The organism is Blautia caccae, assembly GCF_040095955.1.
Lineage (GTDB): Bacteria > Bacillota > Clostridia > Lachnospirales > Lachnospiraceae > Blautia > Blautia celeris.
In genome coordinates this window covers 173,131-187,870 of sequence record NZ_JBBMFP010000005.1, presented here as the reverse complement: position 1 = coordinate 187,870, position 14,740 = coordinate 173,131, and the positions used below count along the sequence as shown (strand labels likewise).

Annotated in this window: 12 protein-coding genes; 1 reads left to right on the top strand and 11 read right to left on the bottom strand. The window is 50.2% G+C overall.

All coding sequences use genetic code 11. The features are described from left to right. The first annotated feature begins 12 nt into the window (after positions 1 to 12). Positions 13 to 1,701 (top strand): [FeFe] hydrogenase, group A, encoded by a 1,689-nt coding sequence (locus tag WMO65_RS07535; protein ID WP_033143489.1) that lies wholly within the window; start codon positions 13 to 15, stop codon positions 1,699 to 1,701. Between the two features lie 118 nt (positions 1,702 to 1,819). Here the strand turns inward: WMO65_RS07535 and WMO65_RS07530 are convergent, their stop codons facing one another. The 11 genes from WMO65_RS07530 to ilvD all read right to left on the bottom strand — a co-directional run bounded on the left by WMO65_RS07530 (position 1,820) and on the right by ilvD (position 14,707). After that, positions 1,820 to 2,914, bottom strand: a complete 1,095-nt coding sequence (locus WMO65_RS07530) for an alkaline phosphatase family protein (RefSeq protein WP_033143490.1) — start codon at positions 2,912 to 2,914, stop codon at positions 1,820 to 1,822. A 40-nt stretch (positions 2,915 to 2,954) separates the two neighbouring features. Continuing rightward, a complete protein-coding gene (locus WMO65_RS07525; RefSeq protein ID WP_148392937.1) occupies positions 2,955 to 3,446 on the bottom strand; it encodes a GNAT family N-acetyltransferase in 492 nt (163 codons plus the stop codon). 27 nt (positions 3,447 to 3,473) lie between these two features. Next, complete coding sequence (hydF, locus tag WMO65_RS07520) at positions 3,474 to 4,658, bottom strand: [FeFe] hydrogenase H-cluster maturation GTPase HydF (protein WP_148392938.1); 1,185 nt, start codon at positions 4,656 to 4,658, stop codon at positions 3,474 to 3,476. Between the two features lie 13 nt (positions 4,659 to 4,671). Then, entirely contained in the window at positions 4,672 to 6,093 is a 1,422-nt protein-coding gene (hydG, locus tag WMO65_RS07515) for a [FeFe] hydrogenase H-cluster radical SAM maturase HydG (RefSeq protein WP_148392939.1), read from the bottom strand. A 21-nt stretch (positions 6,094 to 6,114) separates the two neighbouring features. Next, a complete protein-coding gene (gene hydE, locus WMO65_RS07510; RefSeq protein WP_148392940.1) occupies positions 6,115 to 7,173 on the bottom strand; it encodes a [FeFe] hydrogenase H-cluster radical SAM maturase HydE in 1,059 nt (352 codons plus the stop codon). 3 nt (positions 7,174 to 7,176) lie between these two features. Further along, positions 7,177 to 8,412 (bottom strand): DUF1015 domain-containing protein, encoded by a 1,236-nt coding sequence (locus WMO65_RS07505; RefSeq protein WP_148392941.1) that lies wholly within the window; start codon positions 8,410 to 8,412, stop codon positions 7,177 to 7,179. A 13-nt stretch (positions 8,413 to 8,425) separates the two neighbouring features. After that, positions 8,426 to 8,593, bottom strand: coding sequence for a hypothetical protein (locus WMO65_RS07500; protein ID WP_187370620.1), 168 nt, complete (start codon positions 8,591 to 8,593; stop codon positions 8,426 to 8,428). Between the two features lie 320 nt (positions 8,594 to 8,913). Further along, positions 8,914 to 10,077 (bottom strand): phosphoglycerate dehydrogenase, encoded by a 1,164-nt coding sequence (locus WMO65_RS07495; RefSeq protein WP_033143496.1) that lies wholly within the window; start codon positions 10,075 to 10,077, stop codon positions 8,914 to 8,916. A gap of 2 nt (positions 10,078 to 10,079) precedes the next feature. Then, positions 10,080 to 11,162 (bottom strand): 3-phosphoserine/phosphohydroxythreonine transaminase, encoded by a 1,083-nt coding sequence (gene serC / locus WMO65_RS07490; RefSeq protein WP_103731469.1) that lies wholly within the window; start codon positions 11,160 to 11,162, stop codon positions 10,080 to 10,082. A 153-nt stretch (positions 11,163 to 11,315) separates the two neighbouring features. Then, the gene (gene ilvB / locus WMO65_RS07485; protein ID WP_033143498.1) at positions 11,316 to 13,001 is read right to left on the bottom strand and encodes a biosynthetic-type acetolactate synthase large subunit; all 1,686 of its coding nucleotides are present in this window, start codon (positions 12,999 to 13,001) and stop codon (positions 11,316 to 11,318) included. A gap of 38 nt (positions 13,002 to 13,039) precedes the next feature. Continuing rightward, positions 13,040 to 14,707 carry a dihydroxy-acid dehydratase gene (ilvD, locus tag WMO65_RS07480; RefSeq protein ID WP_103733117.1) on the bottom strand — a complete coding sequence of 556 codons (1,668 nt, stop codon included), beginning with the start codon at positions 14,705 to 14,707 and terminating at the stop codon, positions 13,040 to 13,042. Positions 14,708 to 14,740: the final 33 nt, after the last annotated feature.

Genomic DNA, 14,740 nt, shown 5'->3' with positions numbered 1-14,740 from the left:
GAGGGTTTTAATATGGGATTTATGACGATTGACGGTAGAAAAGTTGAATTTACCGACGAAAAAAATGTGCTTTCCGTCATCCGGAAAGCCGGGATCAATCTTCCGACACTCTGCTATCACTCTGAGGTTTCCACCTTCGGCGCCTGCCGGCTCTGTACTGTGGAGGATGACAGGGGACGTACCTTTGCCTCCTGCTCAGAGGTTCCCAGAGATGGAATGGTCATCTATACCAATTCCGGAAGGATCAAAAAATACAGAAAACTGATTGTGGAGCTTCTGCTCTCCGCCCACTGCCGTGACTGTACCACCTGTGTAAAGAGCGGTGAGTGCGTACTGCAGGATCTGGCCCACAGAATGAATATTACGGATGTGCGTTTCCAGAACACAAGGGAAATCCGTCCGCTGGATACCAGCTCTCCCTCCATTGTCAGGGACCCCAACAAATGTATTCTCTGCGGCGACTGTGTGCGCGCCTGTTCCGAGATTCAGGGACTGGGCGTCTTAGGCTTTGCGTTCCGCGGAACAGACGCCATGGCAATGCCGGCCTTTAACAAGACTCTGGCAGAGACCGACTGCGTAAGCTGCGGTCAGTGCCGTATTTACTGTCCTACCGGCGCGATCAGCATCAAGACCCATATGGACGAAGTATGGGAAGCGATTGCTGATCCGAATACAAGAGTTGTGGCTCAGGTAGCGCCTGCCGTACGTGTGGCAGTCGGCGATGCCTTTGGCCTGGACAAGGGAAACAGTGTTATGGGCAAACTGGTAGCCGTTCTGCACCGCATGGGATTTGATGAAGTTTACGATACCGCGTTCAGTGCGGACTTAACCATCATGGAAGAATCCAAGGAATTCCTGGAGCGTCTGGGAGACAGTTCCAAGCTTCCTCTTTTCACCTCCTGCTGTCCGGCATGGGTGAAATTCCTCTGTGACCAATATCCGGAATACAAAGACAATCTTTCTACCTGCCGTTCTCCTCAGGAAATGTTCTCCGCAGTCATCAAGGAATACTACAGGGGATATGAGAAAAACCAGGGCAAGAAGACCGTTGTTGTGTCCATCATGCCGTGTACAGCCAAGAAAATGGAGGCCATCCGTCCAAACAGCTTTACCCACGGAGAGCAGAACACGGATATTGTCATCACAACAACAGAATTGATCCGTATGATCAAAAACTCCGGCATTGAGTTCCCGACTCTGATTCCGGAAGCCTGCGACATGCCATTCGGCTTTGGTTCCGGCGCTGGTGTTATCTTCGGCGTAACCGGCGGTGTGACAGAAGCCATGCTCCGCCGTTTTGCAGACAAACACGACAAGGCAACCATGGATACCGTAGCTGAGACAGGTGCCCGCGGGGAAGAGGGCATCAAGGAATTCTCTGTCACCTACAAAGGTATTCCACTGAATGTATGTGTTGCCAGCGGCCTGGCCAATGCACAGAAGGTTATGGAGAAGATCAAGAGCGGCGAAGCCCACTACCACATTGTGGAGATCATGGCATGCCGCCGCGGATGTATCATGGGAGGCGGACAGCCGCCGAGAGCCGGAGACCGCACAAAAGCGGCCAGAAAAGACGGCCTCTACAAGGCAGACAATGTGACCAGTATCCGCAAGGCGGATGAGAACCCGCTGGTTATGTCTCTGTATGATACCCTGTTAAAAGGAAAAGAGCACGAACTGCTGCACAATGACAGCTATTAAAGCTGCTGTATAAAAATGGCTGCTGTGAGATCCGGAAAGGTTTCACAGCAGCAAAAAAAGGACATGCTGACAACGTTTTTGGGTCATCAGCATGTCCTTTTTCCTGTTATATCAGAAATTATTGCTTTTCCACTACAATGAGCGGTACCATCATTTCCTGTTCTGTCATGCCCGCATGGTTTGAACGAAACATGGGTAGATTTCTGGACCAGGCAAATCCCTTATCCGCAGTTGCCACAGCCAGAAAATCACCGGCCAGTTCACGAAACCTTTCACGGGGTGTCCCATCACCGAATATCTGCTTCTCCCGCATCTCCTTGGCGGAGAAAAGCAGAAACTCCTCTCCGAAATGTCTGCGGAATCTTTTGGGAAATTCTTCCCTGAATTCCTCCTTCACATAGAAGGCCGCTGCCCTGGCCTCCACAGATATGGGAAGCCTCAGCATTTCCAATATGTCCGGATAGTCTGTGAGAATATAATGCGACAGATCTATATGCCCATGGTCTGCTGTCACGATCAGAAGTGTATCCTCCAGTCTGTCGGACATCCGGGCGATTTTCCCTTCCAGATACTCTAATTCCCTTGTCACACATTCACTGTGGCATCCCTGGTCATGCATGGTGCTATCCGGTTCCTCCCAATAGGCATAGATGTACTTTTCGTCCTCCTGCCCGCATAGCCTCTGTATCTCCTCACACATTTCATCCAGGGTTTCTATTTTATTCGTGCCGAAATGGGACACACTGTATCCATGTCCGACTCCCGCCCGGTTTATCTTGTCATATATCTTTGTGTAAGGGATAAAACGGCTGGCAACATGGTAATCTTCCGCTGCGCACCTTTCATATTGGTCTTGATTGGTAAAGGCATTCACAACTTTATGGATTTCGCCAAAATACAGGCTCCATCCCAGCCATCCATGCTCTGCCGGTGTCAGACCGCTCTCCATAGTCGTGGTGGCAGCCGTTGTCGTAGGCGGAAAGACGGAGGAGATCCCGCATCTGTAATGGCTTCTGAAGAATCCATCCTCTTTCAGATGGAAGTCAATCGCCTCGCATCCCATGCCGTCCAGCAGGACCACAACAACGTTCCTGAATCCCTTTCCCATCCATTCATCCGCACAGGGCAAAGTCTTATGACCGTATTCTGCGCCGAATCTTTTTAATACAGAGCAGGATAAATTCACCAGGCTATTGCTGTAATCTGCAAACAATTTTTATCCTCCCCTTTCTTCCTTTCTGCTGCCGGATTCTTTATCTGTTCCTTCCCGGCTGCAGATCCATCGCAAATTCAATCTCATGCATCAGCAAAATTCCATTTGCCCCAATCAGAGGAATCTCCGGTTTCAGCTTTCTTGAAAGGTTCAGGGCATTGTGGTACAGATGTGACATATCAAATCCGCAGCGCTGGTAAAAGCGGATGGCCTGAATGTTGTCATTTGTGGTGATCACCACAAGCCTTCTGCATTTTTTCTTTTCTGCTGTCTCTTTTACCTTTTCGATCAGGTTTCTTCCGATCCCCCGGCCCTCCTGACGGCTGTCCAGGGATATGATCTCACAGATACCGTCCCGGATCAGGTATGTGAGAAGGCCCACAATGTTTCCCTTTTCCCAGACAACAATGCCGTCTGTCCCGGTCATATCCACAACTCTGCCGCGAATGACCATCTCTGTTGTGAGCCATTGGCTCTCTATGAATTCATTGACGCGTTCCCGGTTTGTCTCATCAATTGGAACATACTCCATTAAACTGCCCTCCCGCATATTTACTGATCACCGGAATATTTCCAGGCTCCGCTGCAAAATACCGTTCATATGCGCAATGGCTATACCGTAATTTGTCATAGGCACACCCTGCAGGCCGGCCTGGTTCCTGCGCCACTGCATCTCCCGCTCATTGAGCATACAGCCTCCGCAGTGTACCACCAGCCGATATGGTGTCAGATCCTCCGGAAACCCGGTTCCTGAGGTAAATGCAAAGTCAGGCTTTTTCCCGGTATGCGCCTCAATCCAGCGGGGCATTTTCACCGTACCGATATCATTGCACTGCCGGTGATGGGTACAGCCCTCGCTGATCAGCACTTTGTCCCCGTCCTCCAGACGGTCAAGGGCATAGGCACCCTCCAGCGCGCCGTCCAGGATCCCTTTATACCGTGCGAACAGTATGGAAAAGGAAGTAAGAGGGATATCAGCTGGAACCGCTTTGTCCACCTTCCCGAACACCTGGCTGTCTGTAATGACAAGCCGCGGTTTTTCTCCCAGACGTCCAAGTACATCCTCCACCCTGTCATCCTGCACGGCAAGGGGAACTGCACCTGTATCCAGCAGTTCTCTGATCACCTGCTGCTGAGGCAGGATCAGCCTCCCTTTCGGTGCCGCTTTATCAATGGGGACCACCAGGAGCACAAAGTCCCCCGGTGACACCAGGTCTTTTACAAGAGGACGTTCCTGCCCTTCCTTTGCAAGGCTTCCCAGCTTTTCCTTCAGTTCAGTAATGTGAACACCCTGTCCGGCACTCACGTAGATTTCATGGTCTGTCTTCGGTTCTCTCTCCTCTGCCAGCAGATCCATTTTATTGTATACCACAAGATACGGCAGCTTTCTCTTTTCAAAGAGATCTATGAGCTGTAGTTCCATGGGGACCAGTTCTTTTCCCGCCTCCACCACCAGGACTGCCACGTCTGTTTTGTGGAGCACCTGCTCCGCCTTTTTTACCCGGAGAGCGCCCAGGCCTTCCTGGTCATCATCCATACCCGGCGTGTCGATAAACAAAACAGGACCTATGGGCAGAAGCTCCATGGCTTTCTGCACCGGGTCGGTGGTGGTTCCCTTCACATCCGATACCACTGCCATCTCCTGCCCTGTGACTGCGTTGAGCAGACTGGACTTTCCGGTGTTGCGCCGCCCGAAAAAGCTGATATGTACCCTGTTTGCAGAGGGTGCTGCGTTCAGGCTCATGTATATCCTCCTCTCAGAAACGGAAATCTCTCTCCCCGTTCTCAATCTTTGCCAGGCGTTCCACCACGATCTCTCTTGTTCTTTCCCTTGGAATGTTCACAAGTTCTGACCGGATCAGCTCTTCTCCGATTTTTCTTGTCTCAGGGCTTGCGTAATCCATAAGGAACTCTTTCAGGGTCATCAGGGCATTGGGGTGGCAGCAGTTCTGAATCTGTCCTGTCTTGCACAGGCTCATGAAACGATCACCGGTTCTTCCTTCCCTGTAACATGCAGTACAGAAGCTGGGGATATATTTCATGTCCATCAGCCAGTGCACCACCTCATCCAGGGTTCGCTTGTCTGACACATCAAACTGCTCGGAGTTCTCATCCTCCGGTTCCGGTTCGCTGTAGCCGCCCACGCTTGTCCTGGAAGCACCGCTGATCTGGGAAATGCCAAGGTGAAGCACTCTCTCCCTGCACTCCTTACTCTCTCTTGTGGAGATGATCATACCGGTGTAAGGCACTGCGATTCGGATGCAGGCAACCAGTTTCGCGAAAATATCATCATCAATACCGTTGTCAAAAGCAGACGGATCGATATCATCTGCGTGTTTTACCCTCGGAACGCTGATGGTATGCGGGCCGACTCCGTGAACCGCCTCCAGATGCTCCGCATGCATGAGAAGACCGGCAAATTCATAGCGGTACATCTCCAGCCCGAACAGTACACCCAGTCCCACATCGTCAATGCCGCCCTCCATGGCTCTGTCCATGGCTTCTGTGTGGTAATCATAATTGCTCTTCGGTCCTGTGGGATGCAGTTTTTTGTAGCTCTCCTTATGGTAGGTCTCCTGGAACAGAATATAGGTACCGATGCCGGCGTCTTTTAATTTCCTGTAATCCTCCACTGTGGTGGCCGCGATATTTACATTGACACGGCGGATTGCGCCGTTTTTATGTTTGATGCTGTATATGGTCTTAATGCTCTCCAGTATGTATTCAATGGGATTGTTGACCGGGTCCTCCCCGGCTTCCAGAGCAAGGCGCTTGTGGCCCATATCCTGCAGAGCGGTTACCTCTTTTACAATCTCTTCCTGCGTCAGTTTCTTTCTGGCTATGTGTTTGTTTTTTCTGTGATAAGGACAGTACACGCAGCCGTTGATACAGTAATTGGACAGATAAAGGGGCGCAAACATAACAATCCGGTTTCCGTAGAAATCCTTTTTAATCTGTTCAGCCAGTTTGTAAATCTCCTGGTTTTTCTCCTCGATGTCGCAGTCAAGCAGTACGGATGCCTCCCTGTGGGTGAGTCCCTTTCTGAGCTTTGCCTTCTCAAGGATCTGGTCAATAAGCGCTTCATTGTGCTTATTTGCCTCAGCGTAGGCAAGTGTCTCCTGGATTTCCTCATGGGAAATAAATTCCTCTGCTTTCAGTGATTTCGGATTGTAATTCATTTTTACCCTCTCCTTTTCTCTTTACCGGGTGTACATTTTGGTGTCCCCCCGGTCTACAGTCACTTCACAGCCGATTTTCTTCATTCGGCTGCGAAGAAGTTCCAGTTCGGCGGCATTTTCTGCGCCGGTATAAATTTTATGGTCGTACAGTTCATATTTCCCCTGTACCAGTGAAGCCGATAAATTCGGCATAACCACATTGGCTCCTGCCAGTATGCCTCTCTCCCGCCCGTCATCGGAAATGGTTCCAAGGGCAGTTGTGGCCGGAAGCAGGACTTTCGGAAGCAGCAGGCGGATCAGTCCCAGAAGATACAGCGTAAGCTCTGCACTCCCCGGGGCCTTTGTTCCAAATGGAGTGTCCCTGTGGGGGATGAAAGGCCCGATTCCCACCATGGCAGGCTGGAATTCTTTCAAAAACAGCAGTTCATCAGCCAGGTTCTCAGCCGTCTGCCCCGGCGTTCCTACCATAAATCCGCATCCTGTCTGAAATCCAATGTCCTTTAGATTTCTCAGGCATTCCTGTCTGTGAGCATAAGACATGGATGGGGGATGCAGCGTGCGGTAATGTTCCTCGCATACAGTCTCATGCCTGAGCAGATATCTGTCTGCCCCTGCATCAAAAAACTTCTGATAAGCTTCTCTCTCCTTTTCCCCCACGGAGAGCGTCACTGCGCAGTCGCTGTGCTCCTTTTTTATGTCCCGGACCAGCTCTGCGATCCTGTCATCCGTATACCAAGGGTCCTCTCCGCCCTGCAGCACAAAAGTTCTGAACCCAAGAACATAACCTTTCCGGCAGCACTCCAGGATTTCCTCCCTGCCCAGGCGGTAACGCTCTGCCTTTCGGTTTCCTTTTCGGATTCCGCAGTAATAACAGTCATTTCTGCAGTAATTGGTAAACTCGATCAGCCCTCTGATATAAATGCGGTTTCCGTAATATTTCTCCCGCATCCCGGCTGCTTTGCCGAACAGATATCCGGCAAGTTCCTCATTCCGCTTTTCGATCAGCGCGATATAGCTCTCCCTGTCCAGGGACTCTCCTGCCTCTAAGCGGTCAATTTTATCAAATAAATTCTCTGTCATAGTCTATATCCTGTGAATAAACAGCCCGCTTCTCAGCTTTGGCTCAAACCAGGTGGATTTCGGCGGCATCAGCTTTCCTGCGTCCGCAACCGCAAAAAGCTCTGCCATGGAAGTGGGATACATGGAAAAGGCTGCCTTACAGTCTGTCTGCACACGTTTTTCCAGCTCACCCAGTCCCCGGATTCCCCCGATAAAATCAATCCGGGGGTCTTTTGCCGGCTCCCGGATCCCCAGCACAGGTTCCAGAAGGTTATTCTGAAGCAATGCCACATCCAGTCCGTCCACCACATCTGTAGCCCGGTATTCTTCCTTTATCTTAAGTTTATACCATCTGTCCTCCAGATACATACCGAATTCGCCTTTTTCCCGGGGCGATACTGCCTCTGTTCCCGGTTCGGACACGGTAAAGCGCTCCTTTATTTTTTCCAGGAACTCTTCCGCGGAATATCCGTTTAAGTCTTTTACCACACGGTTGTAATCCAGGATTTCCAGTTCCTCATCTGCAAACAGGGTACACAGAAAGTAATTAAAGGGCTCCCTGCCCGTATAATTGGGATTCTCCCGGCGTCTCTTCAGACCTGCTTTGATGGCTGAGGCCGCCCTGTGATGGCCGTCTGCGATATATATGCTGTCCATGGCCTGAAAGGTCTTCTCTATCTTGTGGATCATGGCTGACTCATAGATCATCCATCCTCTGTGACGGATGCCGTCCTCTGATACAAAGTCGAAAATGGGAAAATCCTTTTTCTTCACATCCATCAGATGCTTAAAATCCGCATTGGCACGGTAGGCCAGGAAAATAGGCCCTGTCTGCGCCTCCAGCACATCCACATGGCGGATGCGGTCCAGCTCTTTTTCCACTCTGGTGTTCTCATGTTTTTTGATGACACCGTTTAAGTAATCGTCAATCGACGCACATGCCACGATTCCTGTCTGCACATGCCCGTTTCTGGTAAGCTCATATAGATAAAAATTGGGGTCCACATCCTGCAGAAAGTCCCCGTCCTCCATCATCTTCCAGAATATCCTGCGGGCCTGTTTGTACACCTCAGGAGCGTACATATCCGTATCATCCGGAAACTGTGTCTCCGGACGGTCAATCTTCAGAAAGGAATATGGATTTTTTTCGGTCTCCTCTTTCGCCTCTTTTCTGTTATATACATCATATGGCAGTGCGGCAATTTTAGATGCCAGGCTCTCCTGGGGACGCACTGCACAAAATGGTTTAACTACCGCCATTATCAAATCTCCTTTATAGTTTTTTCTCCATAACGCGGGCAGCAACTTTGCAGACACCATTGAATACCTTTCCCAGACGCCTGCGGTTTCTGCCAAGCGCGCCAAAAAAAGATTTCATCCGCTTTGCACTGCGGATTCTCTTCTGTATGAATGTTTTCGGTTTTTTTATTTTTCTGCTCATTTTCACACCCCAAATATATTGATGCCTATTTATAACGCCATAATAAAATTATACCGTATATAGTCTTAAAATACAATGAAATAGGCACAATAATTTGCACACTTTCCGGCGGATTTATGACTGACAGAGGTATTAAAAAAACACCAGACGGGGATTGCCTTGACTCTTTCCCCGCTGGTGCTTTTTTCGACCCTGGTTTATTTATCTCCATAGTGGTAACGACAGGATAATATATATAATTTCCAGAATATCCACAAAAGGGCCCGCCCTGAAACCACAGTCTCAGGACAGGCCCATATCCGTCTATTCTTTTAAAAGAGTCATTTCACAATACGCACGCGGTAAACACCATGAATCTTTTTCAGTTCTTTTGCCACGTCTCCGGAAATCGGTGTGGAAACGTCGATCATGGTATAGGCGAAGTCGCCTTTACTCTTGTTGGTCATGTTGGAGATATTCACGCCTGCATCACCCAGCACTTTTGTGAACTGGCTGATCATGTTCGGAATATTTTTGTGGTTGATCGTCACTCTTCCCACGTCCACACAGGCCCCTGTATCACAATCCGGATAGTTTACGGAATTCTTGATATTTCCGTTTTCCAGATAGTCCATGAGCTGTCTGACAGCCATGACAGCACAGTTGTCCTCGGATTCCTCTGTGGATGCTCCCAGATGAGGAGTTACCAGGGTATTCGGGGTACTTGTCACAAGAGGGTTGGCAAAGTCTGTCACGTATTTTTTCACTTTTCCCTCTTTCAGGGCCTCCGCCAGAGCTTCCTCATCCACCAGAAGATCTCTTGCGAAGTTCAGGATAACCACGCCCTCTTTCATCTGGGCGATCTCATCCGCGCCGATCATCTTTCTTGTGGATTCCATCAGCGGCACGTGAATGGTGATATAATCGCATTCCTTGTAGATCACATTCAGGTCATTGATGTGGTGAATGCTTCTGGAAAGGTTCCACGCAGCATCCACGGAGATGAAGGGGTCATATCCATAGACTTCCATTCCCAGATGTACCGCGGCATTTGCCACTTTTACACCGATGGCGCCAAGACCGATGATACCCAGCTTTCTGCCGCTGATCTCACAGCCGGCAAACTGTTTTTTCTTCTTTTCAGCCAGCTTTCCGATATCCTCTGTGGCTTCCTGGTGCTCCAGCCACTCGATACCGCCCACTATATCCCTGGATGCCAGCAGCATTCCGGCAATGACCATCTCCTTTACACCATTGGCATTTGCTCCCGGTGTGTTGAAGACTACCACGCCGTCCTTTGCGCACTCTTCCAGCGGAATATTGTTGACGCCGGCACCTGCTCTGGCAATGGCAACCACATTCTTCGGAAGCTCCATCTCATGCATGTTTGCACTTCTCACCAGCACGGCATCCGCATCAGACATATTGTCCGTGCTCTCGTATTTTGCCGGGAAATGCTCCAGTCCTACGCTGGAAATGGGATTTAAACAGTGATATCTGTACATGATCAAGCATTCTCCTTTTCAAATTTTTTCATAAAGGCAACCAGAGCCTCCACGCCCTCTATGGGCATGGCATTGTAAATGCTGGCACGCATGCCGCCTACGCTTCTGTGGCCTTTCAGATTCACAAAGCCTGCCGCCTGGGCCTCTTTGATAAATTTCGCATCCAAATCCTTATCTCCTGTGACAAAGGGAACATTCATAAGGGAACGGGAAGCCGGTTCCACGGTACCTTTGAACATTACGCTCTCATCCAGGAAATCATACAGGATCTTTGCTTTTTTCTCATTGTGCTCTTTCATGGCTTTCAGGCCGCCCTGTTTTTTCAGCCACTGAAATACCTTGCCGCACATGTAAATGCCGTAGCAGTTCGGTGTATTGTATAAGGACTCCGCGTCCGCATGTGTCTTATAGGTCAGCATGGTCGGTGTTCCCGGAAGCACATCCTCTGTGATCAGATCCTCACGGATGATGGCGATCACCACACCTGCAGGGCCGATATTCTTCTGCGCGCCGCCGTAAATAATACCGTATTTCTCCACGTCCATCGGTTCGGAGAGGAAACAGGAGGAAACGTCCGCCACCAGGGTCTTGCCCTTTGTGTCCGGCAGTGTTTTAAATTTTGTTCCGTATATCGTATTGTTCTCGCAGATGTACACATAATCCGCATCCGGGCTGATGGGAAGGTCGGAACAGTCCGGAATGTAGGAGAAAGTTTTATCCTCAGAGGACGCGATCTTGTTGGCTGTCCCGTACTTCTGTGCCTCCTGCCATGCTTTTTTCGCCCACTGGCCTGTTACGATGTAGTCAGCCACTTTGTTTTTCATCAGGTTCATGGGGATCATGGCAAACTGCTGATGGGCACCGCCCTGCAGAAATAATACTTTATAGTTATCCGGAATATGCAGCAGCTCTCTCAAATCTGCCTCCGCAGTATGTATGATATCCTCGAATGCTTTGGAACGGTGGCTCATCTCCATAACAGACATGCCTGTTCCTTTATAATCCAGCATCTCTTCTGCCGCTTCCCGCAGCACTTCCTCCGGCAGAACAGCCGGTCCTGCTGAAAAGTTATAAACTCTGCTCACTTGTTGTTTCCTCCTCTGTTGATTTACTCTTCAAAACGGTTACGCCACATGCCCCCTCTGGGGACACGTGGCATAAATTGCTTGACAAGAAGTATTCTACCTCTTTGTTATATTATTGTCAATAAAAACATTTGTCTTTCTACAAAAGACATATTATTTCTGTTTTGCTTTCAGGTCTTCCTCGTCGAACGCATCCTCAATGTTGGCCCCTGCCGGTACCATTGGGAATACCTTATCATCACTGTCGATCATGCAGTCCAGAACCACCGTTGTATTTAACCGGATGGCTTTTGCAAGGGCTTCCTGCAGCTCCTCTTTTGTGGTCACGCGGATACCCACTGCTCCCATGGCCTCTGCCAGTTTGACAAAATCAACTTTGTCTTTTAATACTGTATTAGAATATCTGCCCTCATAGAACAGCGTCTGCCACTGACGCACCATTCCCAGCACCTGGTTATTGATGACCACCTGGATAAGGGGAACATCATTTCTGGTGGCTGTTGCGATCTCATTCATGTTCATACGGAAACAGCCGTCTCCTGCCACATTGATGACCACCTTGTCCGGATTGCCCATCTTGGCGCCGATGGCTGCCCCAAGGCCGTAGCCCATGGTTCCCAGGCCGCCGGAGGACAGGAAGGTGCGGGGTGTTTTATATTTGTAATACTGAGCAGCCCACATCTGGTGCTGTCCCACCTCTGTTACAATTATGGCATCGCCTTTTGTCTGGCGGTAGATCTCCTCGATAATGGCAGGACCGCTTAAGCCCTCCTGGTTGTAGCGCAGAGGATATTTTTCTTTCAGCTCCTCTATGTATCCCAGCCACTCTTTATGTTCTTTCTGCTCCAGCATATCATTCAGGCGTTTCAGAACTTCTCTGGCGTCACCCACAACGCTGCAGTCAACCAGCACATTTTTATTGATCTCCGCTGCATCCACATCTATCTGGATCACCTTCGCATTTCTGGCAAAGTTTCTGGTATTGCCGGTCACACGGTCACTGAATCTGGCACCCACGGTGATCAGCAGGTCACATTTTGTCACACCCAGATTGGAGGCTTTGGTTCCGTGCATCCCCAGCATACCGGTATACAGCTCATCCTCGCCGGAAAATGCGCCTTTTCCCATAAGGGAATCGGTCACAGGAGCCTGGATCTTGTGTGCAAGTGTGCGCAGCTCCTCCCAGGCGTTGGACGCGATGGCTCCGCCGCCCACAAAGATAAAGGGACGTTTTGCCTCCCGGATCATATCTGCTGCTTTAGCCAGATCCGCTTCTTCAATCTCAGCCACATAGGGTTTCACCGGCTTTGGCACTGTAGTTTCAAATTCTGTCTTGGCTGCAGTCACATCCTTGGTGATATCCACAAGGACAGGGCCGGGCCGTCCGCTCTTTGCAATGACAAAAGCACGACGGATGGTCTTCGCCAGCTTTTTCACGTCTTTTACAATAAAGCTGTGTTTTGTGATCGGCATAACCACACCTGCGATATCTACCTCCTGGAAGCTGTCTTTTCCCAGAAGAGGAACACCTACGTTACAGGTGATGGCAACCACAGGCACAGAATCCATATGTGCTGTGGCAATACCTGTTACCAGATTGGTGGCGCCGGGGCCGCTGGTTGCAAAACACACACCCACTTTCCCTGTGGAACGGGCATAGCCGTCCGCTGCATGGGCTGCACCCTGCTCATGGGATGTGAGTACGTGATGAATCTCATTGCTGTGTTTATATAACTCATCATAAATGTTCAGAATCGTTCCGCCCGGATAACCGAAAACGGTATCTACACCCTGCTCTTTTAAACATTCGATTACTATTTCTGCTCCTGTCAACTGCATATTGAAATCCTCCCAACCGTTATCTTTTCTTTTTCTTTTTATTTCTGGATTTCCAGAACAGCCCCTCTGTTACCGCTGGTCACCATAGCCGCATAGCGTGCCAGGTATCCTGTGTTCACCTTAGGCTCTCTTGGCTGCCACTCAGCCTTTCTCCTTGCCAGCTCCTCATCCGATACGGCCAGTTCCAGTTTGTTTTCCGGAATATTGATGCGGATGGTATCTCCCTCCTTAACAAGGGCAATGGGGCCGCCTACGGCTGCTTCCGGGGAAATATGTCCGATGGAAGCTCCGCGGGATGCACCGGAGAAACGTCCGTCCGTGATCAGTGCCACGCTGGAGCCGAGTCCCATACCTGCAATGGCGGAAGTGGGGTTTAACATCTCTCTCATACCCGGGCCGCCTTTTGGTCCCTCATAGCGTATCACAACCACATCGCCTGCCACGATCTTACCGCCCTTAATGGCGTCAATGGCATCCTCCTCGCACTCAAATACCCTTGCAGGGCCTTCATGTACCATCATCTCCTCACAGACCGCGGAGCGTTTTACCACGCCGCCGTCCGGAGCCAGGTTGCCTGTGAGAACCGCAAGGCCGCCGGTCTGGCTGTAAGGATTTTCTACAGGGCGGATCACCTCCGGATTTCTGTTTACACAGTTCTTGATATTTTCACCCACTGTCTTTCCTGTCACTGTCATGCAGTCCAGGTTCAGCAGATCTTTTTTGGTCAGTTCATTCATGACCGCATACACGCCGCCGGCCTCATTCAAGTCTTCTATGTAGGTGGGGCCTGCCGGTGCCAGATGGCACAGGTTCGGTGTCTTTGCGCTCACTTCATTTGCAAATGTAATGTCAAAATCCCATCCGATCTCATGGGCAATTGCCGGCAAATGCAGCATACTGTTGGTAGAACATCCGAGTGCCATATCCACGGTCAGGGCATTCATGATGGCGTCTTTTGTCATGATATCCCTTGGACGGATGTTCTGTCTGTACATTTCCATTACCTGCATGCCCGCGTGTTTTGCAAGCTTGATCCTCTCGGAATATACAGCCGGAATAGTGCCGTTTCCTTTTAATCCCATGCCCAGCACCTCTGTCAGACAGTTCATGCTGTTGGCAGTGTACATGCCGGAGCAGGAGCCGCAGGTGGGGCAGACTTTATTTTCAAATTCTTCCACTTCCTCCGCTGTCATGGTTCCTGCGCTGTAGGAGCCCACGGCCTCAAACATGGAGGAGAGACTTCTCTTCTGGCCATGCACACGGCCTGCCAGCATGGGGCCGCCGCTCACAAATACAGTGGGGACATTGATCCTGGCTGCTGCCATCAGAAGTCCCGGCACGTTCTTGTCACAGTTTGGCACCATGACCAGGGCGTCAAACTGATGGGCCATAGCCATAGCCTCTGTGGAATCCGCGATCAGATCCCTTGTCACCAGGGAATACTTCATTCCCGTATGTCCCATGGCAATGCCGTCGCAGACAGCAATAGCCGGAAACATAATGGGCGTTCCGCCTGCCATAGCAACACCTAATTTTACGGCATCCACGATTTTGTCCAGATTCATGTGACCCGGCACGATCTCATTGTAGGAACTCACAATACCTACCAACGGCCGTTCCAGTTCCTCTTTTGTCATTCCCAGGGCATTGAACAGGGAACGGTGCGGTGCCTGCTGCATACCTGTTTTTACTGCATCACTTCTCATATCATTCACAATCCTTTCTGTTGTCCGTTATCT

What these genes read in the sequence shown, in the direction of transcription:
- WMO65_RS07535 (WP_033143489.1), top strand. Translation starts at nt 13, where the DNA reads ATGGGATTTATGACGATTGACGGTAGAAAAGTTGAATTTACCGACGAA.
- WMO65_RS07525 (WP_148392937.1), bottom strand. Translation starts at nt 3,446, where the DNA reads ATGGAGTATGTTCCAATTGATGAGACAAACCGGGAACGCGTCAATGAA.
- hydF (WP_148392938.1), bottom strand. Translation starts at nt 4,658, where the DNA reads ATGAGCCTGAACGCAGCACCCTCTGCAAACAGGGTACATATCAGCTTT.
- hydG (WP_148392939.1), bottom strand. Translation starts at nt 6,093, where the DNA reads ATGAATTACAATCCGAAATCACTGAAAGCAGAGGAATTTATTTCCCAT.
- hydE (WP_148392940.1), bottom strand. Translation starts at nt 7,173, where the DNA reads ATGACAGAGAATTTATTTGATAAAATTGACCGCTTAGAGGCAGGAGAG.
- WMO65_RS07505 (WP_148392941.1), bottom strand. Translation starts at nt 8,412, where the DNA reads ATGGCGGTAGTTAAACCATTTTGTGCAGTGCGTCCCCAGGAGAGCCTG.
- WMO65_RS07500 (WP_187370620.1), bottom strand. Translation starts at nt 8,593, where the DNA reads ATGAGCAGAAAAATAAAAAAACCGAAAACATTCATACAGAAGAGAATC.
- WMO65_RS07495 (WP_033143496.1), bottom strand. Translation starts at nt 10,077, where the DNA reads ATGTACAGATATCACTGTTTAAATCCCATTTCCAGCGTAGGACTGGAG.
- ilvB (WP_033143498.1), bottom strand. Translation starts at nt 13,001, where the DNA reads ATGCAGTTGACAGGAGCAGAAATAGTAATCGAATGTTTAAAAGAGCAG.
- ilvD (WP_103733117.1), bottom strand. Translation starts at nt 14,707, where the DNA reads ATGAGAAGTGATGCAGTAAAAACAGGTATGCAGCAGGCACCGCACCGT.